A 21,068-nucleotide genomic window follows, 5' to 3' on the forward strand; every position below is an offset into this window, starting at 1 on the left:
ATCCGACATTCTGGATTATTTTATGGCCAAAAGCGACGTCGAAGCCCAGGGATTGATGCCGGCCCTCGAACAAAATTATATCGAAAAGCACCGCTCCACCAATCTGACCGCCGACGCCCTGACCCGCGCCGGCATCGGCGTAGTGTGTGCCACCGAACTTCATAAAACTTCGTAATATCGAAGAATAAACAAGCTAAGTTATTACATTAGACCTGATTCCACCACGAAGTTCACGAAGAACACGAAGGACAAAAATCAAGAAAAAATAAATTATACACAACTTCGTGCCCCTTCGTGTGCTTCGTGGTGAAAAACCCATCCAGAAAAAGCAACCAGTGAGATAACCTCCAATTTGACATAAATCAAAGCCTCTGATACCCATTTTGCCCTATTCTGCGGCCTAATTCAGGAATCTTCTCAATAAAATAGTTGAGGGGTCGGTGTCTATTTTGCCCAAAGCGTGATGATAGCGGAATGAATGATCAGTACGCCTAAGGCGGATGCACTGTTTGAATGCATTAGGGGGCGTTATGAAAGAACAACTTATCGTCTCATAATGATTTGGCGGCACGATGTTGAATATTTATTTAATTAACTGCTATACAAACGGGATTTGTTCTTTCGCTAGGCCCCCTTATGCATGAGTTTGCACCTCGCCCGGGCGGACTGATCATTTATGGAGCGGGCTAATTTTGCAAACGCTTCAAGCCCTTCAATAGTTAAAAGAGCATATGAAAAACTTACCCATACAATTCGTTCGTAAAATCATCCAATATGGTTTTCTGGCGATGATCATTTTGATCGGCGTGCAGTTTACCCTGTTTGTCAACCAGTTGGAAGAGGGCATTCTGCCGACCATCACTCGGCCGCCGGGCATCGAGGGGTTTTTGCCCATCAGCTCTCTGATCAGTTTTAAATACTGGCTGGTGACCGGCATTTTCAATCCCATCCACCCGTCCGGCCTGGTCATTTTTTTGGTGATCCTGGCGACCGCCATTTTGCTCAAGCGCGGTTTCTGCAGCTGGGTGTGCCCTTTTGGCCTGTTGACCGAGTATTTAAACCGGTTGCATCGCTTTATCTTCAGAAAAGACGTCCGCGTGCCTCACTGGCTGGACTACCCGCTGCGCAGTCTCAAATATTTGCTGCTGTTGTTTTTTGTCTGGGCCATCATTATCAAGATGAACGCCCGCGATCTGGACTATTTTATCTACAGCCCCTACAACATGGTAGCCGATATCAAGATGCTGCTCTTTTTCAGAGACATCTCCGCCTTTGCCTTCTGGGTGCTGGTGGCCTTGTTTGTTTTATCCATATTGATTCGCAATTTCTGGTGCCGTTATCTGTGCCCTTACGGGGCGCTTCTGGGTGTGCTCAGTTTTATCAGTATCTTTAAAATCCACCGCAACGAAGACACCTGCACCCAGTGCCACCAGTGCACGCGCAGCTGTCCGGTGGACATCAAGGTCCACAAAACCACCGGTGTGCTCTCCGATGAATGCCACGCCTGCTTAAAATGCGTGGCGGTCTGCCCGGAACCCAACACGCTCTATATTTCCGCTGCCAAAAGATCAGGTGTCCTACAGCCGGCCCTGTATGCCCTTGTCATCTGTTTGCTGTTTATCGGCGGATCGGTCATCGGTCGCTTAACCGGTCACTGGCAGACCAGCATCTCAAATGCCGAATATTCCTTTCATGTCGCCCAGCTAGACACCCCCTTTTACCAGCACAACCGCGGCCAGGTGCCGGTTTACAACAAAAAGGCCTGGATGCTGATGATGGCAAAAATCAAAGAGACCCAGAAACCCTGGCGCAAGGGGCAGCGCTTAAAGGAGTAGGACCCGTCTTCGCTCTGGCGAGCTACGCCGCGGCAAGCCCGTCTCCGCTCTGACGAACTCCGCCGCGACAAGTCGACCCCACAAGTCGCCGCGGTAAAATGAGGAATGAGTATAGTAGGTTTGAAGAGTAATGCGTTATAGGTAGCGCTAATTTTTCGTTACACGCTCTTTATTCATAATTTTTTTGGAGGGTATTTTCGAATATTTTTGTCCCGGGATTTGCTAAATTAATAAAAGAAGCCCGTCACTCTGATCCTTTATGCGGGCCTTGAGCCGGTTGGATTTGCTGATGGCAACCTCATCTTGACCGATTATAAAGATAAAAATTGATTCATGGACTATATTAGTCGTCCGGACACGGTACCTTCTGTCTGTCTCTGCGCCTCTTCTTTCCCAAATAGCACTCGGATACGATGTCTGATATACGGTCACCTATCGTGAGGTCCTGAATCCACCTGTCATGCCGATAGGGTTCGCCGGTCGAAATACAATCAAACGCACACAAGTCGGTTTCGAGTACATATGTGTGTCCCGCCTTTAGATCGACTTCGAATTCATACAACGTACCGAATGGCCAGGTTTTAACAGTAATTGTGTACTGGTCGGGTACCAGTTGTATCGGTATATGTGGGTCCTTCTGCTTAGTTCGCTTCAGCTTTTGATTGTAATGGTATTCTATGCGTCCGTCAGAAGCGCTAACGATCTGGCGTGTATTATCCTGATGCACATTGAATATGGCCACCTCTGCGTTTACTTCGCCTGCATCACCGGCGCCGCGGGTGTCTTCTTCGGATTTGTCCACCACCGCACTGGCCTTGTCCGCATCACCGGCGTCGCGAGTGCCTTCTTCGGATTTGACCGCCGCTGCGCTGGTTTTGCCTGCATCACCGGCGTCGCGAGTGTTCTCTTCAGCTTTGGTCGCTGCTGCGCTGGCTTTGTCTGCATCACCGGTGTCACGGGTTTCTTCTTCAACCGGACACGGTACTTTTTGCCTCTCTCCCTGCCTCTTCTTTTTCGAATAGCACTCGAATACGACGTCTGATATTCGTTTACGCGCCGTGATATCCTGAATCCACCTGTCATGCCGATAGGGTTTGCCGGCCGCAATACATTCCAACGAACACAAGGCGGTTTGGACTTTGTACACGTGTCCTGCCTCTAAATTGACTTTGAATTCATACCGCGAACCGAATGGCCACGTTTCAGCTGTAATGGTGTACTGACCGGGTTGCAATCTTATTCGTGGATGTGCGGCGAAACCCAGCGTTGGCTTCTGCGCTGGATCGTACTCATATTCTACGCGTTCATCAGAGGCGCTGACGATCCGGCGTGTATCCTCCAAATGCGCCTTGAATATGGCCACCTCTGTGTTTGCTTTGCCTGCACCGCTGGAGTCGCGATAGTCCACCCAGGTGCCGCAGCCAAGAATGATAATGGCAATGCTTGCCATAAAAAGAAGACGAAGTCTGTCCATATATTTATGCATGAGAGCGATCATCGTGTAACCAAATAAGATACCGGTATAACGTTTTTATATTAATTCAAGCGACAGCCTGTTTAGTGTTAGGCTGTAACGAATTATAAAAGCCTTTTTACGACGGCCCAGTGAACTATGCAACCGCAGTAGTAGCCGGTAATATCACGATCAAGGCGAAAACCAAATACTTTTTGAATTAAGATAATCTTCAAAAAGTCATACCTTATAAAATCTGTGATATCATAAAATATAAAAATTCGATCATATTTCAGATACAGAAATGGTATCTGCAGTTTGTCAGATTTTTATCAAAGATGGGTATTTGCGTAGATTACCTACTAAAGCGACTGTTTTTGAAGTAACTCATGCAGCTGACCGATAAACGCGTTGCGGGTTTTTTCTACGTGTAATGCTTCCCTGTAATTGAGTTGGGCCGTATCTTGATATTTGAAGCGATCGGGTTCAACCTGCAACGCATAAGAATTGACCTGTCTTTTCCAAAACCATTCGGCACAGCAAAATTGAATGTAATCAGGATCGATAGCCGTCATTTCCTTAAACGCCTCCAGCAGCCCCCTGCCCGAATCATTGTTTTCAATACAAAAACAAATGTATGCGATTCGGTATTTCACCGTTTCTATCGGGTCGCTTTTTGGCAAAGGATCACAGTTATATCGATCCTGTTGCGGGTTATATATGAAATGCCCATAGCAGCATTGGATGGTAAAACAATAAGGTAGGCTGTTAAAGCCGTTAATAAGATCGATGATGGGGGCATCAATCATTCCATCGCTGAGACCGGCCAGAGCGCGCTGCCTTTGCTTAGAATAGCCCGGGTTTTCCACGAATTCTTTAAGCTCGGTAAACGTTTCCAAAAGCGCTACTCCTTTCCTTTATCTATAGCTGTCCGGATGCTTGCCAGCAATTTATGGGCTTCGATAGCCTTTTGCGGATCAATACCCGGCAAGGCCTGCTCGATGATTTTATTTTCATTCCTGCGGGCCTGTCGAAAAGCATTGCGGCCGCGATCGGACAATGCCACCAGCTTAGAACGCTTGTGACGCGGGTTGGCCATAAATTTAATATATTCGCAAGAAAGCAATTGGATGTAGCCAAAGATGAAGGCTAATAAGCCTGGATGCTAATGATGGCAAAAATCAAAAAGAGCCAGAAACCCTGGCGCAAGGGGCAGCGCTTAAAGGAGTAGTGCCGGGCCATTGTGACGCGCTATTTTATTCATTTTTAAAAGCCCCCTGTGCATCAGGGGCTTTGCCAAATATGGTGTCAGTCAATTTCACATACCAGGCCGCAGACTGCACTTGAATAATGTAGGCAATGGCAATAACCAGGGCGGCACTTGAACCCTGTGCTCCAAAAGCATTTATGGCAATTGCAAGCGCAATGGAGAGATTTCGCATCACCGAGCCGTAAACCAGGGCAATGGCGTCTTCTCTGGAAAGAAGCCACTTACCAACGGTTGTACTGAGGATATAGTTGGCGGTATAAATCAGTGAAAGCGGAATCAGGATGTAAAATAGCATATTGGGTGAACTGGCAATTCCCCTGGCTTTCAGGGCAATGGCGATAAAAACAATCCCGACGACGCCGATGGTTGAAAGCGCGGGGAAACGGGGTGCATATCGCTGCTGAAATTCTTTAACGCCGACCTTTTTCACAAGGCGCTGCTGGGTAAGGTATCCGGCAATCATGGGCAGGAACACAATCAGTACGATCTGCTTCATAACTGCCGCAATATTCACGTCAAGGTTGGCGCCCATCAGGAATTTGACGTAAAAAGGCGTTGCAATTGAGCCGAGTGTCAAACCGATCACTGTCATTTTGACCGCAGCCGCTACATTTCCTTTTGCAAAACCTGTCCAGGATATGGTCATACCGCTGGTCGGCACAAGTCCTGCCAGAAGGAGACCAAGTGCCATGAAAGGCTGGTTTTTGAAAAACAAAACTCCGAGTCCGAATGCGACAAAGGGAACAACTCCGAAGTTGATACACTGGGTCAGCACCTGGGTTTTAATATCGCCTCCCTCAAACACCTTCTTGATTTTCAGCGTAACCATCATTGGATATACCATCAGGAAAGTGAACGGAATGATCAGATTTTTCAGAAATGCTGCCTCAAACAAAATTCCAAAAACAAATCCGGCAGCCATCATCAGTGGAATGGCGATGATCAGGTTTTTGTTGATCAGAGTTAGATATTTCCACATTGATGTTATCCTTTTATGAGCTGCAAATCGGTTTTTTATCCAATGGGCGTTTCATGACACCTTGCTTGTTTTTGTCATTTGAGTGGTTAGTCTCTAGATACGGGCTTTCGTTAAAATTTGGAGACTTGATCAGATCATCGTTTGTCTTGGAGATTACCGTGAAATCGAAGTGGTTCAAAAGAATGCCTAAAGTCGTATTCCCGGCGATGTTGTTTACCATACTGGGGATCATATGGCTACAGGGATTCGTGAGTATCAACGGTGCGGAAGCAGGTGATGACCACTCCCTCAAAAAAAATGTTAAACATAACCGCTTAATCAACGAATCCAGCCCTTATCTGCTGCAGCATGCCACCAATCCAATCGACTGGTACCCCTGGGGCGAGGAGGCCTTTGCCAAGGCCAAAAAAGAAAACAAGCCCATCTTTTTATCCGTCGGATATTCCACCTGCCACTGGTGCCATGTAATGGAGCGCGAATCCTTTTCGGATGCCGAGGTGGCCGCTCTGTTAAACCGCTATTTCGTTGCCATCAAGGTGGACCGCGAAGAGCGCCCGGATATCGATCAGGTCTATATGACCGTTACCCAGACCATGACCGGCCGGGGGGGCTGGCCCAATACGGTTTTTTTAACGCCCGAGCGAAAACCTTTTTTTGCAGGCACTTATTTCCCCAAAAATACCCGCTGGGGGACCACCGGGTTAATGGAGCTGTTGCCCAAGGTGGCTGACCTCTGGCAAAATGATCAACAAAACATTTTAAAAAGCGCCGATCAGATTACCGAATTCATCGCCTCCCGACGCACCCCTGATAACGATAGCGCCCTTGACAAATCCATCATCGACAACGCCCGTAGTACACTAAATGAGTTATATGATGTCGATTTCGGCGGTTTCGGACCGGCGCCCAAATTCCCGACACCGCACGTATTTGCCTTCTTGCTCCGACAGTATTACCACGCTCAGGACCGCCAGGCACTGGCCATGGTAGAAAAAACACTGACCCGCATGCGGCTGGGCGGAATTTACGATCATGTCGGCTTTGGTTTCCACCGCTATTCAACCGACCGGCAATGGTTAGTGCCTCATTTTGAAAAAATGCTCTACGACCAGGCCCTGCTGGCGATCGCCTATACCGAGACCTACCAGGCAACCCAAAAAGCGTTTTACGCCCAGACCGCTAATGAAATTTTGACCTATATTCTACGCGATCTGACGTCATCTGAAGGCGGATTTTACAGCGCGGAAGATGCGGACAGCGAAGGGATTGAGGGCAAGTTTTATTTATGGACCCTGCCGCAGATCCAAGAAGTCATCGGCAAAGAAAAAACCAAGACTTTTGGCAAAATTTATAATGTGGCTGCCGATGGCAACTTCACTTCTCCGGAGACCGAGCATGCCGCCGGAAAAAATATATTACACCTACAGCAGCAGCTGCCGGAGTTGGCCGGGGAACTGGGCCTGCCTGAAAAACAATTGCGCCGGCAGCTGGAAAAAAACCGCATACTGCTGTTTAAAAAGCGCCAGCAGCGCATTCATCCCTTTAAAGACGATAAGATCCTTACCGATTGGAACGGGTTAATGATCGTTGCGCTGTCCAAAGCCGGTTCGGTTTTAAACGAGCCCCGTTACACTGCTGCGGCAGTCAAGGCCGCAGATTTTTTGCTGCGCAAGTTGCGCGCAGAAAATGGCCGTCTCGTCAAACGCTACCGTAACGGCAATGCCGGCCTGCCGGCGCATTTGGATGATTATGCCTTTACGGTCTGGGGCTTTTTGGAACTTTACGAAGCCACTTTGGAGGCAACTTATCTGCAAGAAGCCATCCGCCTCAACGATAAAATGCTCACCCATTTTTGGGATGATAACGGCGGGGGGTTGTTTATGACGGCTGACGATAGCGAAAAATTGTTGATTCGCAGCAAAGACATCTATGACGGCGCCCTGCCATCGGGCAACTCGGTGGCCACGCTGAATTTACTGCGCCTGGGCCATATGACCGGCCGGCAGGAATATTTAGCCAAAGCCGAAGCGATCGGCCGCGCTTTTGCCGGATCGGCCAATCAATACCCGGCGGGCCATACCCAGCTGATGGTGGCCTTGCAGTACGCGCTGAATCCAAATTATGAAGTGGTCATCGTCGGCCGCCCCGGAGCCAAAGACACGCGAACCATGCTGGCGGCATTACGCAAGCCGTTTGTGCCCGGCAAGGTAGTTTTACTGCGTCCAGCCGACAAAAAAGCGGCTGCTGACATCATTCGTCTGGCACCGTACACCGAATTTATGACCGCTAGAGATGGCCGCGCCACCGCCTATGTCTGCACCAACTTTGTGTGCAAACTGCCTACCACCGACATTTCACAGATGCTCGCCAACCTACAGCAGTCAAAAGAAAAATGAAAGTTGTTCACCGTAAAAACGCAGAGTTCGCAGAGAAAATTTTTTATTTTGCTTTCCGTTGAGAAGACGGAAAGCAAAAAACAATCTGCCTGCGGCACCTATCATACCAATACCAATCCATTTAAGAATTCTTCTTGGTGCATTAGAGATAGAGGTAAATATATCAAGATGTAGGTTTTTGATAATCCGAAGGATTGAGATGTTTTGCCTTGTCGGCGTCTCAGCGACAAGGCAAAGATACTTTCTCTCTGCGCCCTCTGCGTCTCTGCGGTAAAATTTTTAGTGCAATGAGGATTTAGAAACCACTTTTAGAGATTGTCGGGGAGGGCCCATTGAAGGAATTGCCAATCCACCTCCCAGGCGTTCTCACCGTAGCCGCCGGCGGCCACATATGCCCGTGGGATATGCTGGGATTTTAGAAAATGATAGACCAGCTGATCTCTTTCCTTTAACTGCGCCAGGGTTAGTTTCAGCTCAGCGGTCGACGGCAGCTCGTCTTTTTCAAACGGATCGGATCCAGCTAAAACAAGGGCCAGATCCGGCGGCCCGATACTGCCCAGTTTATCAAGCCCCTCTTGCAGTCTGGCGACGTAGGTGTGCTCCTCTCCGGCGGCGACGCCGATATCAATATCGCTGGGAACAAAAGAGGGATTGAGCCTGCCCTGACTATCGTAAGCGTCACCATCCAGCGGCCAGCCGTTGGCCATGTGAATACTAAGGGTGGTGATCGAGCTGTCTTCTTCGGTTAAAACGGCCGTACCATCCCCTTTGTGTGCATCCAGATCGATCACCCAGGCCGTACGGATTAAATTTTCAGACTGCAGTTTGCGCAGGGCGACCACAATATCATTCACCAGGCAAAAACCGGCGCCAAATTCGCGTTTCGCGTGATGCATGCCGCCGCCAAAAACGAAACAAAAATTTTTTTCAAGGGCCTCCCGGCAGCATTGGACGGTCCCCGCCACTTTAAGCAAAAGACGATCAAATAAACGGATTAACGGATAGGTGGCATTGTCCGGGTTGTAGCGATAGTAACGGCCGTTTTCATCGATTAATTCAAAAGTCTTGATGATTTCTTCTTCAAGCTGGTCCGAATATAAGCGCTTTACATATTCAGCGGAATGCGCGCGCAACAGATCACTGCGGGTGATGGTTTCGTTAATCCGGCCAATATGCCACAGATCGACCTTGGGTGCCAAAACCGGGTCACGCTCTAATTTGGCAAAGGTTGTGGCCGCCCGGCTGCGCGACAGTGGAATTTCAATACCGAATTCCACCAGGCCTTCTTTCATATTTGGGTCATAGATGATCATATCTTTGATAGTGTTCAGGTGTCGGGTGTCAGGTTTCAGAAAGAGACGGCAATCGGAATCTGATGAGTTTCATCAGGTTCGTATTGCTGACACCTGACACCTAGTTAAGGGAAATGCAGCTTGAATATGAAAACTTCAGTATACGACATGAAGAAACTAATACCGAAACTTTGAGAGTACAACCTTGTTTTGACAATCTGCGGAATTTTCCGTACAATAGCAGCAACCATCCTGGCCATCCTTAAAAAGCAACAACCATAATAGCGACACCATGAGCTGGCTTAAAAATTTAAAGGCCACTCCATAACCATACGATTGTCTGATCACTAGTTTGGAATGAACACCGCCGTGCTCGGGGAGGGCTGTGTTTAATCAACAGGAGGCACAAATGCAAGGCGCAGATAAAAAGCTTTCGATCTCATCAGACATGGTGTCGCCAGCGAATCGCGTAACCGACAATCTATCGAAAAAGTTAACCGGCAAAAAGATTATCCAGCAAGCTTCTGATGATGTAAAGGCCCATATTCAGCGGCAGCCGCCGGTGCAGCGCTTTTTTAGTTTCATGCCCACCATGCTGACCCGGGTTTCACCGTTTCATTTTAAAAGTCGATTCAAATCTGCCGAGTGGCCACTCGTCCGGCTGGATTCCGGCGATGCCAACTCGTGGGGTTGCATGCAAGTGGTCGGAGAACTGCTGATCATTTTTGACGAAACCATTTTGTTTTGTCTGCTCATGCTGATGACCCGCTTTGAAAATGACGCTTTTGAAACCTCCCTCAAGGATCTGGCCCGGATTGCAGGCATTGACCCAACCCCGTCCAACAGCGCCAAAATCTGGCAGAGTATTCAACGACTGGCAGGCACCCGGATCGATATGCAGCTCTTAAGTGGCAAAGGGAGACAAAGAAAAACGATAAAGGAGTTGACCGGCTCGATCCTGAGTTTTGCCGATAAAGACCAGACCGGCGGCCGCATCCGAATTATCATCAATCCCTATTTTCTGGAAATGTATGCCGAAAGTTTTGTGACCAACATCGACATGCGATTCAGAAGCCGCTTGAAATCTGATGTCAGCAAAGCGTTTTACCGTTTCTATCAGGGCCAATACGAAACAGAATCGGAAATTGACATCACGCGTCTGGCCCAGGCCGTTAATTTGAATATGGCTCAGGAAATGAAACAACTAAAATCAAAGGTACGCATCGGATTAAAGGAACTGCAGGAAAGAGGCTACCTGGAAACCTATGAGATCACCCGGGATAATCGGGTGCGGGTGTTAAAAACCAAGGATGCGGCTGTCAAATTCGAAGGTCAGATTCTGAGCAATTCCGATATTGAATTTTTTATCGATTAAAGAAAACCGCCGCTAATTAAAAACCACGCCATGCAGCCTTTATACCAACTATCGGACGCGACCCGCCGGGGCGATCAGGTCGCTTCTGCCTTGATGACCTCAAAGCTGTTCATCAGATAACGGAAGCCCCCAATGTCTCTTTGAAAATGAAACTGATCTGAAGCCGTAAAGCGCAAGTTAAAGAAAGTGTCTTCTTTGATAAATCCGTAATAAAGCGTTTTAAAGCTATGGCCTTCCGCATCCTGATAGGTGTAGAGGATTTTAAAACCGGCGAATCCCTTAATGGTTTCTGGAGAGTTGTTCAGCAACTTTAAATTAATCAGATTCTGATCGGATATTAACTCATCGATAACGATCTGGGCCGCCTCTTCCGGTAGCATGGTCATGCGCATTGTTTTTTTGGTATTGCGAAACGATTTGCCGATGGGACGATTTTGCACCAGGATATACTGTTTAAAGGGATTTTCTTTAGTCACCAAAAGATAGCGATTGTTATCAATTTTACGCCAGCCCTCAGGAATATCGACAGAAAATCCGTAAGAAGCCGGCCGGGTGAACCCGCCGCCATGCGCACAGGCGAGACAGCTGACAACACCGATCAATAAACAAAACCACAATAATTTTTTCATTAGCCTTCCTCTTTGAACGTGCATTGTTTTAAATACCCCTGGATGTAAGCTTTGTCCGGGGAATCGGGAGAAAGCTGCAAGCACGACTCGAAAAATTTTTTGGCCAGCGCATGCTGACCTTTTTTATAATGAATGAGTCCGATCGCTTTGTGAGGGGCGGCAAAGCTCGGGTCCAGCACAATGGCTTGGCTGTAATAGCCAAGCGCTGTTTGGGCATCACTATGACTTCCGCGCTGTCTGTGAATTTCTCCGAGCAGGAAATAGGCCCGGGTGTCATCCGGCTTTATTTGCAGATATTTTTCAACTGCTGCTCTGGCAACTTGAAACCGCCCCAGCCGTATATCGGATCGTGCATTATCTAAGAGCAACCGATCCAATTTTGCAAGGAATAATTGGTTGCTTTTAGGGTACGCCAACATCTCTATCATATCAGGCACGGGCAGATTCTGCAAATTTTCAGTTCGCTGCCGAATTTGGGGATGGCTGCCCAAAAAGAAGGGCTCTTCATGTCCGTCATGTGCAATATCCGAAAGCATCTGGTCAAATAGGGCCAGCGCTGCTTTGGGGTTGTAGCCCGCCCGCAAAACCCAATCGAATCCAACACGATCTGCTTCAGCTTCCAGCTCCCGTGTGTACCCGCTGACGGCCGCCATCGCCCCGGCCATCCCCAGGGAATTTGCCAGATCCTGCAAACCTCTTGTTTTAAGCAGAGTTTTTTGCGCGGCAATTAAAAACGCCGGTTGGCTTTTAACCTTCCTGAATGCTTGCAGGGCATGCCGCTGGATGCAATGGGTCATCTCGTGGGCCAGCACTGTGGCCAGCTGCGCTTCATTATCCATGCGGGCCAGCAGTCCGGTATGGATATAGATCAGTCCGTTGGGATAGGCAAATGCATTCAGATACGGATTCTTGATGACTTTAACACGCAGGTTCAATTCAGCCGGTGCCGTTTCGGGCTTTAGTTTGACTACCACCTGATTCAAATAGGCCTCAAGTTCCGGGTCTGAGTAGATAAGGCCATTGCTTTCCAGTGCGCGTTGCTCATGCTCCGATTTTTTCCAGAGCATTTGTTCATCTTCAGTTGCCAGCAAGGCATCCGGCACAAGCGACATACCGGCTTGTGGATGGGTGGAACAAGAAGTTGCCGCAGCCATTACCAAAAAGACTGAAAGGTAAAAGAATAATTTGCTGTGTCGGGTGTTCATTTTTGCCTAAAGAAAGCAGATCGCAGAGCACATAAGCCGGATAAAAATCTATTTTTCTCAAAATATTTCAGTATATTAAGGAATACATGCGCGATCTTAAATATTTAAAATTGGTGTTGCCGGCCTGTAAAGAGCAAAACCCATGCCTTAGATGGAACACGAAAGAATCATCGGTCATCACGGCGGCAAACTTTAGGTTGTTCATGCACAGACGTTGGGATAGTCAAGCTATCGAAGCGGTCGATACCGATGGAGGAAGTGGGGAATTTTACACAATACTTCTACATATAAAGTAGTACACCTTTTTTTTCTCTTCTTTTCATTTTTTTGTTGTCTTTTAATAAATTATGCTTAATATTGGCGTATTACCAAATTCTGTATTCGGGCATTGGGGGCAGATTTTAGAAAAGGAGGAAAGAAAATGAAAAAGCTGATAGTATTACTGATCATGGGGTTGCTGCTCTCAGGATGCAGTGACGAGTTTTTAGCTCACGACACCACGTTCAAAGATTGGGATCACGTGAAATTTAGCTGGGGCGGATACAAAAATCCGACAGCCGAACATGTGGCAATGTCATCAGATCGTGGATGGTGGGGAGAAGAAATTCCTTACATTCCAGCTGAATAACGAACGCGTCTGCGTCGCGATCGTAAATGCAGAGATCAAACCTTTCCTTGTCTGCTAGGTTGCGCTTTTCATTTTCGTCGACACCCCAACTTTTTCTGTCGGCGCCGCAGGATTTGCTTCGATGCGATTCTGATTCAGACGTCTACCTATAAAATTCTTGAATCCAAAAAAGGGTGGCAATTAACCAGTATGAGCTTAGCTGGGCCGCCCTTTTTTAGTCCCTAATCTTGCACTAAAGAACCTCACATCAGGTGCTGGCAGGTTGACAAGTGCGGCGGTTGGCAATATAACGCCTTGAACCCTAATCATTTAACCGCTCGAGGTGTCGGCAATGGTCTTTAGGCAGAATTGGATCCGGATCCTTGCACTCATATTTGTCCTCACAATCCCGACAGCCTGTATTTCCAATAAGGAAATGACTGTCGCGTCCACCGCAACGCTTCTGGAAGATATTTCAAGATCTGCCAACAAGCAGTCTGATTTACGCGTCATCCGCGAAGGAATGCCCGCTTATCTGATGCTGATCGACGGTATGGTTGAATCCGTACCGGACAATGCCCGTCTATTGATTACGGCAGCCCAGGTGTATGCCTCATTTGCATCCGCCTTTATTGAAGATGAAGATCCGGAATATGCCCGCGTTTTATTCGCACGCGCAAAAACATATGCCATGAGAGCTCTGAAAATCCGGGGTATAAAAGACCCTGTCGCCAAACCGTTTGACGAATTTGAGACCGCGGTTCAGTCTCTGGGCAAAAAAGATGTCCCCTATATGTTCTGGGCGGCAACATGCTGGGGAAGCTGGGTTCGGCTCAATTCAAGCTCCATCGCTGCCCTGGCGGAACTGCCCCGTGTGGAAGCCCTTATGAATCGGGTACTCGTTCTTGATGAACAATTCTACTATGGTGGCCCGCATCTGTTTATGGGCATATGGTTTGCCTCCAGGCCACAAATCGCCGGTGGCAATCTTGAAAAGGCGCACGATCATTTTCAAAAAGCCATGGCGTTTAGCCAGGATGTTTTTTTAATGACCCGGGTCTTTTTTGCCGACCAGTATGCGCGCAAAACGTTAGACCGTCAATTGTTTGAGACCAGCCTTCAGGCGGTTCTGGAATCACCCGTCAATAAGGTCCCCGAATTAACGTTGCTCAATACCGTGGCCCAGCAAAAAGCCAGATCATTACTTGCTCAGGCAGACGAATTATTTTAGGAGATCCAGACATGCAACGACCCGTAACAATGATCCGTGTCGCCATCGCTATCATCACGTGCTTGTTTATGTTTTCACCCACACCCAGCGTAGCCAAAACAGTAGTCATTAAACTGGCCACCCTGGCGCCGGAAGGCAGTTCGTGGATCGAAACGTTTAATGCCATTAACGCTGAGATCAAACAAAAAACCGATGGCCAAGTGCGCTGTAAGTTTTATGCCGGAGGGGTGCTGGGAGATGAAAAGGATATGCTGCGCAAAATGCATATTGGTCAGATACATGCAGCGGGCCTGACGTCAGCGGGCCTGTCGGCGATTTTTAACGAAATGGACGTCTTTCAAATACCGTTTCTTTTCAAGTCCCACGAAGAAGTTGACTATGTGTTAACCCAGATGGATGGGTTTTATCGCAAGGGTTTTGACGACAACCAATATGTCCTTTTGGGCTGGTCCGAGGGGGGGTTTGTGCACCTGATGTCAACCCAGCCGGTGGCCACCCTCGCCGATCTCAGAAAACTCAAAGTCTGGACCTGGGAAGATGCACCCATGACGCGCATCATTTTTGATGAAGCCAATGTTTCGGCCATTCCGCTAACAGTGCCCGATGTTTTGGTGGGTCTTCAAACCGGTCTAGTAGATGTGGTTTATGCGCCGCCCAGCGGTGCCATTTCCTTACAATGGTTTACCAAAATCCGCTACATCACCGATGTCAATCTCATCTATCTAATCGGTGCGGTGGTCATCAAGAAAAAGGTGTTCAACAAAATCACCCCCGCCCACCAAAAAATCATCATAGACGTCTGGCAGCGCCACATGAGCCAGCTGAAGCAAACCATCCGCAGCGAGAACCAGGAAGCCATGCAGGTGATGGTCAAGCAGGGCATTAAAATCATTGTCCCTACAGAGAATCAGGTGACGGAGTTTAAAGATGTATCTGCCAAAGCCATCCAGCGGCTGGAAGGCGAAACCTTCTCCCAAAAAGTCCTGGATGAGGTCAATGCCCACATCAAAACCTATCGAAAGAAAAATCAATAATGCAGCACTGGCAAAAATGGGATCAGACCCTCGGCCGTATCGAAAAGTTCACCCTATGCACCATGCTCAGTGTGATGATTCTGGTGGCGTTTTTGCAGATTATACTGCGCAACGTTTTTAGCAGCGGAATTTCGTGGGGCGACCCCCTGGTTCGCTATCTGGTCTTGTGGGTCGGATTTATCGGCGCCAGCCTGGCAACCAAAGAGGGCAAACATATCACCATTGAAATATTTTCAAGATGGTTTTCCGGCCGCGGCAATCAGTATCTTAAGGCCATCTCCAACTTGATCTCAACCCTGGTTTGCGCGCTGTTGGTCTATGCGGGCTGGACATTTGTCAGCAACGAGGCCCAAATGGGCGGTACCACCTTTCTGCAAATTCCCCTCTGGGTTCCGCAAATCATTATCCCGGTCACCTTCGCATTGATGACATTGCGCTTTGGCCTGCGTTGCTGGTTCGAACTGGCGCTGATCTTTGCATCCGGCAACCCCAGCAAGCACGGAAAGCCATCATGACGCTGCTGGCCATCCTTGCCGCCATAGTTTTAATGCTGATGGGGGTGCCTGTTTTTGTGGCGATCTGCGGGCTGGCCCTTTACCTGTTTTTTATCAGCGGCATTGACCTATCGGCCGTTGTGATTGAGATGCACCGCATGGCCACTACCCCAGTGCTGGTGGCCATTCCGCTGTTTACCTTCTCCGGATTCCTGCTTTCAGAAAGCGGCGCACCCAAACGATTGATCCGTCTGTCAAACGCGATCCTGGGCTGGTTGCCCGGCGGTATCGCAGTGATTGCGCTGATTTGCTGCGCTATTTTTACTGCCCTGACCGGAGCTACCGGTTTGACTATCATTGCTTTGGGCGGCATTTTGCTGCCGGCAATGACACGCGCCAGGTATCCGGAAAATTTCTCCCTAGGCTTGCTGACTACCTCCGGAACCCTGGGATTGCTGTTTCCTCCCAGTTTGCCGCTGATCATCTATGCCATCATCGCCGGTATCAGAATCGATCAGCTGTTTATTGCCGGTATCCTGCCCGGCATTTTACTGGTCGTGCTGCTGTCTTTGTTCAGTATTACCCGAGCGCTGCGCGCCGATGTGCCCAAAACCAGTTTTAAGCTGTCTGAAATTTTGCAGGCCCTGCGGGAGGCGCTCTGGGAATTGCCCTTACCGGTGGTGGTTCTGGGTGGCATCTACAGCGGCAAATTTGCCGTCAGTGAGGCGGCCGCCATTACGGCGGTTTACGTGTTGCTGGTCGAAGTGATTGTTTACCGGGATATTCGCTGGAAGGACTTGCCCGAAATCATGCGCAAAAGCATGGTTTTAGTGGGTGCCATCCTGATCATTCTGGGCGCGGCCATGGGTCTGACCAACTATCTTATCGATGCTGAAATACCGATGCAGCTGCTGGATTTTTTCAAGACCCATATCGAAAGCAAATTTCTGTTTTTGCTGGTTTTGAACCTGTTTCTTTTGGCGGTGGGCTGTACGATGGGAATTTTTTCGGCCCTGGTGGTGGTGGTCCCGCTGCTGGCGCCCATTGCGGCGGCCTATGGCATCGACCCCATTCACCTGGGCATCATCTTTTTGGCCAACCTGGAAATCGGCGCATCCATTCCCCCACTGGGCATCAATCTTTTTATCGCCAGTATCCGCTTCGAGCGTCCGGTGCTAAGGCTCTACGGGGCCTCACTGCCCTTTATCGCTATCCTGCTGGTGGCCTTAGCCCTGATTACCTATATCCCCTGGATAAGTCTTGTATTGCTCAAATAAGCCCCTGAGATATCGATAGGCCCTTGGACCATACTTGCCCAAAAATACCACCACTAAAATTCCAATCACGGGAATCAAAAAAGTTGAGGCCGGTCATAAGGGACCGCTTTCAAGAGGGACTAAAAACTGTGAATCTTCAAATGAAATCGAAACCATGATACCTCCCGAGAAATTTCCAAATGTGGTAACGTTCAAATTGAAAAACTAGCACCTATCTCAAAAATAGGTGATCACGCTCAAGGGTCCGTCTCCGGCGGATTAGATGCATTTTTGAGATGGGTTCTATTACCGATTGAACAAAACCATACCCGTAAAGATAAGCAGCATTCCGATCAAATGAAAGGCCCTCAGCGATTCCCCCAGCCAGACGATGGCCAGTATGGAGGCAAACACCGGAATTAAATTGATAAACAGACCGGCACGGTTGGCGCCGATCAGCTCAACGCCGCGATTCCAGCAAAAAAAAGCCACAATTGACGGAAAAACGGCCACGTACAGAACACTGGCGGCCACTTCGAAGCTAAGCGCAAATGCCGGGCTGAATCTTAGCTCCAACAGATACAATGGCAGCAAGCCCAGGGCTCCCAGGGTAAAGGTATACATCAGGAAGCTGAACGGGTGAATCGAGGGCCGGCGTTGCAAAAATGCGGAATACAGCGCATACAGCAAAACAGCCACCAGCATTAGCAGATCACCGCGCACAAAAGACATTTCCAGAATCGTTGATAATTGACCGCGCAATACCACCAGACCGGCGCCGATGATACATAAGCCGACCCCCAGGTTTTGCAGCCGGCTGACCTTCTCTTGAAACGCCAGCAACGATATTAAAATAATAACGGCCGGCATGGTGGTTTGGATAAGGGCGCCGTTGATGGCCGTGGTAGTGTGCACGGCCATGTATAGCAGGGTATTAAAGCCTGAAATGCCGACCAGCGACAAAAACAGCATCATCTTCCAGTGCCGGACAAAAAGGGGCCAGTCCCGTTTGGCATGCGGATGCGCAAAAGGCCATAGCAGTAGGGAAGCAACCGTCCAGCGCCAAAAAGCAAGACTGACGGGGGGAATGATATCAACCACTCCCCGGGCTAAAACAATGTTGCCGGCCCAGCACAAAGGGGCGATGGCCAGCAGCACATAGGGCCGCCAGTTAAACGACCGGCTTGCGGGATCGCTGGAATGTTGCAATGTCATGGTAATGGCACGTCCTGGAAAAGCGTTTTCGGTTATATAAACCCGCCCCTTGGGCAACAGGCTTCGCAGGTATCATGCAAAATCGGATATAAGTCAAGTGGATCTTGGTTAAATAGGAGGTCGGGGGTTTTTATCAAACAGAACGGCCTGATTGATCGTTCGCGATTACCGCGGCCAGCACGGGCGGATCTGAGAGTATTAGGGATTGTTGCAAAAGAACAGGAACCGGTGATGTGCAGAATATCGCTGAAAAGCACAACTTATTACCTAAATTTTGCACGAGTTGGAGGCTTTCATATGCAAGGCATTTCAGGGCCAAGCTATAGTCAACTATGTTTGGCCCTGAATAACGCAGCAGATGGACGTCTCCGGCTCGCCCGAAGGGTGAAAATTAATGAGATTAAATTGATCATCATCCTTTTTATCTGTTTGGTATTTGCCTTTACCTCTCAAAATTTCACAAGCTGCTGTATTTAATATTAACTTACTTTCTCATTAATTTTCATGCAATCAAGAAAGGGCGGCCCCGCATATGGCAGGCCGCCCCGAATCAACACACAATGGAGGTTGACGATATGGCATTACCGTTTTAACCTCCGGCTGCGGATAAGGACCAGGATTATCCACAGCCAACTAAATATAATACCCAAAAATCAACGGTCAATAGCCGGCAGAATCCACCATCATCACCTTTACAACCCGGCAAACGGTTAATACTGTAGTGGATAACCCTGTGGTAAAAACCCTTTTTGCAGGGATCCAGTCTGATACTGGCCCCTTAACCGCCAACCCCGGCATCTGAGGTGGCCCTTGACACACCGCAACCGATTATATAATTAAATTCGCTTATAATTCCATATTTTGATCGACTTTTATCAGAAAACATTCACCTGGATTAAGCACATTAGATTATGCCGGAAAACAAAAACATCCTGATTTGCACCGATTTTTCAAAGCATGCTGAATCCGCTCTGGTTCATGCAATGGACCAGGCCAAAAAATACAAGGCCAAGCTGCATATCTTTCATGTGATCATGCCCTCTGACCCGTGCGGCAATTCGGATTCAAATTCGGCATCGGATGCCGGCCATGCGCAAGAACCATCCGAATCGGAAAACAACATCGTGCAGCAGACCATTGGCGCTTTAAAGCAAAAATATACCGACGTCTTGCGCAATAATATCAATGATTATGAATACATCGTAAAAATCGGTACACCGGACATCGAAATTGTCCAATATGCCAGAGAAAACAAGATCGATGTCATCATTTTGGGCGCCCTTGGCATACCGGAAAAGGACCGCGCCACCCGCGTCCGGACCGCGGCCAACGTCTCCAAGTTCGCACCCTGTCAGGTCATCGTCATTCAAATGAACACACGCGATAGCTTCGGCATTTAGGCGGCCATCGCCCGACGGAATTGCAAATGAGCCCATCAGACACCTCACAATTTTACGATTTAACATTTAAAAGTGTGCTGGATGCCCTTCCCTGTTATTTAACGATTCAGGACGCTGATTTGAATATCCTTTTCGCGAATCAAACCTTCCGCAACGACTTTGGAGATGCGGTGGGCAAGTCCTGCTATAATGTCTTTCAGGGCACAGAGCACAAATGCCGCAAATGCCCGGTGCAAAAAAGCTTTATCGATAAAAAAGTCCACATTGCCGAAGAAACCATTCTGCTCAAGGACGGTTCAGCCAATGAAATGATAGTTTACTCGGCGCCTCTGTTCAATTTAACCGGCAATGTGACTGCTGTGATCAAGATGCTAACCAACGTTAATATGATCAAAGAGGTGCAAAAAGAGCTGGTCACCCTGGGCCAATCCTTTGCGGTTTTAACCCATGATTTAAAAAACATGCTGGAGGTTTTGGAGGGCGGTTCCTATGTGATCGAAGAGGGCATCAAAGACAATGATATGGCCTTAACCAGCAAGGGCTGGCAAATTGTTCGCAAAAACATCCATGAAATCTCCCGGGTCACCCAGAATATATTGTACTCTGCCAAAGAACGACCGCCCACATTTCAAAAAGTCAAACCCAGTGAAATCGCGCGTCGCGCAGTGGCGCTTTTTCAGGAAAAAGCGGGCAATTTTGAAATCCAGCTGATCAGCCAGTTGAATCCAGCCTTGCCCTATACCACGATGGATGTCCCCAGCATTGTCCGCATGCTCAGCAATTTGATTTGGAATGCGCTGGAAGCCTGCGACCAGGATAAGCGCAAAACGTCGCACTCGGTATTTGTCCGGGCTGAATTTTATAATAAAGATTTTTATATGTTTGAAGTTGAGGACAACGCCGGTGGAATGGACAAATCGACAGAGGAAAATTTGTTCGAAGAATTTTTTTCCAACAAAGGCGACAGCGGCACCGGTTTGGGATTGATGGTCGTTGACCGCATCGTTAAAAATCACAAAGGCAAAATCGAAGTCCTTACCAAACCTGAAATCGGCAGTTTATTTCGCACCATATTCAAAGCGTAGGATTTTATGCAAGACGCTGAAAATGAGACCCCTGAGGAGCAGCCTCAGGTCAGCCGGTACTGGTGGATCCGGCAGGTTGTCTTGGTCGTCATCGCCGGTTTTTATATGGTATTTGGCATCCAGCTGCTAATCTCCGCCTATCAGCTCGACAACCCATCTTATTTCATCTTTACCTTTTTCGCATCCAATTTTATGATTCTGTTCAGCGGGGCCTTGATGGTGGGATTCATCTGGCGCATGGTGCTCGTCTACCGTCAATTAAAAAATACCAATATCTGAATTCCAGCCCAGCGCCGCAGCATTAAACCACGT

19 protein-coding genes are annotated in these 21,068 nt (G+C 48.4%); 11 read left to right on the forward strand and 8 right to left on the reverse strand.

The features are described from left to right. The first annotated feature begins 731 nt into the window (after positions 1-731). Positions 732-1,835: a 4Fe-4S binding protein gene (locus tag QNJ26_15305; protein MDJ0986905.1), complete on the forward strand. Its 1,104-nt coding sequence runs from the start codon at positions 732-734 to the stop codon at positions 1,833-1,835. Between the two features lie 343 nt (positions 1,836-2,178). Here the strand turns inward: QNJ26_15305 and QNJ26_15310 are convergent, their stop codons facing one another. From QNJ26_15310 to QNJ26_15325, 4 genes are all read right to left on the reverse strand, one after another. Beyond that, the gene (locus tag QNJ26_15310; protein ID MDJ0986906.1) at positions 2,179-3,309 is read right to left on the reverse strand and encodes a hypothetical protein; all 1,131 of its coding nucleotides are present in this window, start codon (positions 3,307-3,309) and stop codon (positions 2,179-2,181) included. 341 nt (positions 3,310-3,650) lie between these two features. After that, complete coding sequence (locus tag QNJ26_15315; GenBank protein MDJ0986907.1) at positions 3,651-4,187, reverse strand: hypothetical protein; 537 nt, start codon at positions 4,185-4,187, stop codon at positions 3,651-3,653. Positions 4,188-4,192: 5 nt separating this feature from the next. After that, positions 4,193-4,387, reverse strand: a complete 195-nt coding sequence (locus QNJ26_15320) for a hypothetical protein (protein MDJ0986908.1) — start codon at positions 4,385-4,387, stop codon at positions 4,193-4,195. Positions 4,388-4,544: 157 nt separating this feature from the next. Continuing rightward, complete coding sequence (locus QNJ26_15325; GenBank protein ID MDJ0986909.1) at positions 4,545-5,537, reverse strand: bile acid:sodium symporter; 993 nt, start codon at positions 5,535-5,537, stop codon at positions 4,545-4,547. A gap of 158 nt (positions 5,538-5,695) precedes the next feature. Between QNJ26_15325 and QNJ26_15330 the strand changes: the two genes are divergently transcribed. Then, complete coding sequence (locus tag QNJ26_15330) at positions 5,696-7,933, forward strand: thioredoxin domain-containing protein (protein MDJ0986910.1); 2,238 nt, start codon at positions 5,696-5,698, stop codon at positions 7,931-7,933. Between the two features lie 308 nt (positions 7,934-8,241). Here QNJ26_15330 and QNJ26_15335 read toward each other — a convergent pair whose 3' ends face one another. After that, positions 8,242-9,225, reverse strand: coding sequence for a histone deacetylase (locus QNJ26_15335; protein ID MDJ0986911.1), 984 nt, complete (start codon positions 9,223-9,225; stop codon positions 8,242-8,244). Positions 9,226-9,634: 409 nt separating this feature from the next. Here QNJ26_15335 and repC point away from each other — a divergent pair, with 409 nt between their 5' ends. Then, entirely contained in the window at positions 9,635-10,600 is a 966-nt protein-coding gene (gene repC, locus QNJ26_15340; GenBank protein MDJ0986912.1) for a replication protein C, IncQ-type, read from the forward strand. 74 nt (positions 10,601-10,674) lie between these two features. Here the strand turns inward: repC and QNJ26_15345 are convergent, their stop codons facing one another. Both QNJ26_15345 and QNJ26_15350 read right to left on the reverse strand, forming a co-directional pair. Further along, positions 10,675-11,229 (reverse strand): hypothetical protein, encoded by a 555-nt coding sequence (locus QNJ26_15345; GenBank protein MDJ0986913.1) that lies wholly within the window; start codon positions 11,227-11,229, stop codon positions 10,675-10,677. Further along, entirely contained in the window at positions 11,229-12,434 is a 1,206-nt protein-coding gene (locus tag QNJ26_15350) for a M48 family metalloprotease (GenBank protein MDJ0986914.1), read from the reverse strand. Before QNJ26_15350 ends, QNJ26_15345 begins: the two co-directional genes overlap by 1 nt. 421 nt (positions 12,435-12,855) lie before the next feature. On the opposite strand from QNJ26_15350, the gene QNJ26_15355 reads away from it, so the two are divergent. From QNJ26_15355 to QNJ26_15375, 5 genes are all read left to right on the forward strand, one after another. Beyond that, the gene (locus tag QNJ26_15355; protein MDJ0986915.1) at positions 12,856-13,062 is read left to right on the forward strand and encodes a hypothetical protein; all 207 of its coding nucleotides are present in this window, start codon (positions 12,856-12,858) and stop codon (positions 13,060-13,062) included. Positions 13,063-13,393: 331 nt separating this feature from the next. After that, positions 13,394-14,272 (forward strand): TRAP transporter TatT component family protein, encoded by an 879-nt coding sequence (locus tag QNJ26_15360; GenBank protein MDJ0986916.1) that lies wholly within the window; start codon positions 13,394-13,396, stop codon positions 14,270-14,272. 11 nt (positions 14,273-14,283) lie between these two features. After that, entirely contained in the window at positions 14,284-15,306 is a 1,023-nt protein-coding gene (gene dctP, locus QNJ26_15365) for a TRAP transporter substrate-binding protein DctP (protein MDJ0986917.1), read from the forward strand. Next, the gene (locus QNJ26_15370) at positions 15,306-15,821 is read left to right on the forward strand and encodes a TRAP transporter small permease (protein MDJ0986918.1); all 516 of its coding nucleotides are present in this window, start codon (positions 15,306-15,308) and stop codon (positions 15,819-15,821) included. Before dctP ends, QNJ26_15370 begins: the two co-directional genes overlap by 1 nt. After that, positions 15,818-17,077 carry a TRAP transporter large permease subunit gene (locus QNJ26_15375; GenBank protein ID MDJ0986919.1) on the forward strand — a complete coding sequence of 420 codons (1,260 nt, stop codon included), beginning with the start codon at positions 15,818-15,820 and terminating at the stop codon, positions 17,075-17,077. The genes QNJ26_15370 and QNJ26_15375 overlap by 4 nt, the downstream gene beginning before the upstream one ends. Positions 17,078-17,362: 285 nt before the next feature. Here the strand turns inward: QNJ26_15375 and QNJ26_15380 are convergent, their stop codons facing one another. Next, positions 17,363-18,271 (reverse strand): DMT family transporter, encoded by a 909-nt coding sequence (locus QNJ26_15380; GenBank protein ID MDJ0986920.1) that lies wholly within the window; start codon positions 18,269-18,271, stop codon positions 17,363-17,365. A gap of 911 nt (positions 18,272-19,182) precedes the next feature. Between QNJ26_15380 and QNJ26_15385 the strand changes: the two genes are divergently transcribed. From QNJ26_15385 to QNJ26_15395, 3 genes are read left to right on the forward strand one after another with little or no spacing between them, the layout of a single operon-like run. Beyond that, positions 19,183-19,671 (forward strand): universal stress protein, encoded by a 489-nt coding sequence (locus QNJ26_15385; GenBank protein MDJ0986921.1) that lies wholly within the window; start codon positions 19,183-19,185, stop codon positions 19,669-19,671. 26 nt (positions 19,672-19,697) lie between these two features. Then, on the forward strand, positions 19,698-20,756 hold the full coding sequence (locus QNJ26_15390) for an ATP-binding protein (protein MDJ0986922.1): 1,059 nt from the start codon (positions 19,698-19,700) through the stop codon (positions 20,754-20,756). A gap of 6 nt (positions 20,757-20,762) precedes the next feature. Continuing rightward, complete coding sequence (locus QNJ26_15395) at positions 20,763-21,035, forward strand: hypothetical protein (protein MDJ0986923.1); 273 nt, start codon at positions 20,763-20,765, stop codon at positions 21,033-21,035. The last annotated feature ends 33 nt before the right edge of the window (positions 21,036-21,068 follow it).

The sequence above is a fragment of the Desulfobacterales bacterium genome (assembly GCA_030066985.1).
In the GTDB taxonomy this organism is placed as follows: Bacteria; Desulfobacterota; Desulfobacteria; order Desulfobacterales; family JAHEIW01; genus JAHEIW01.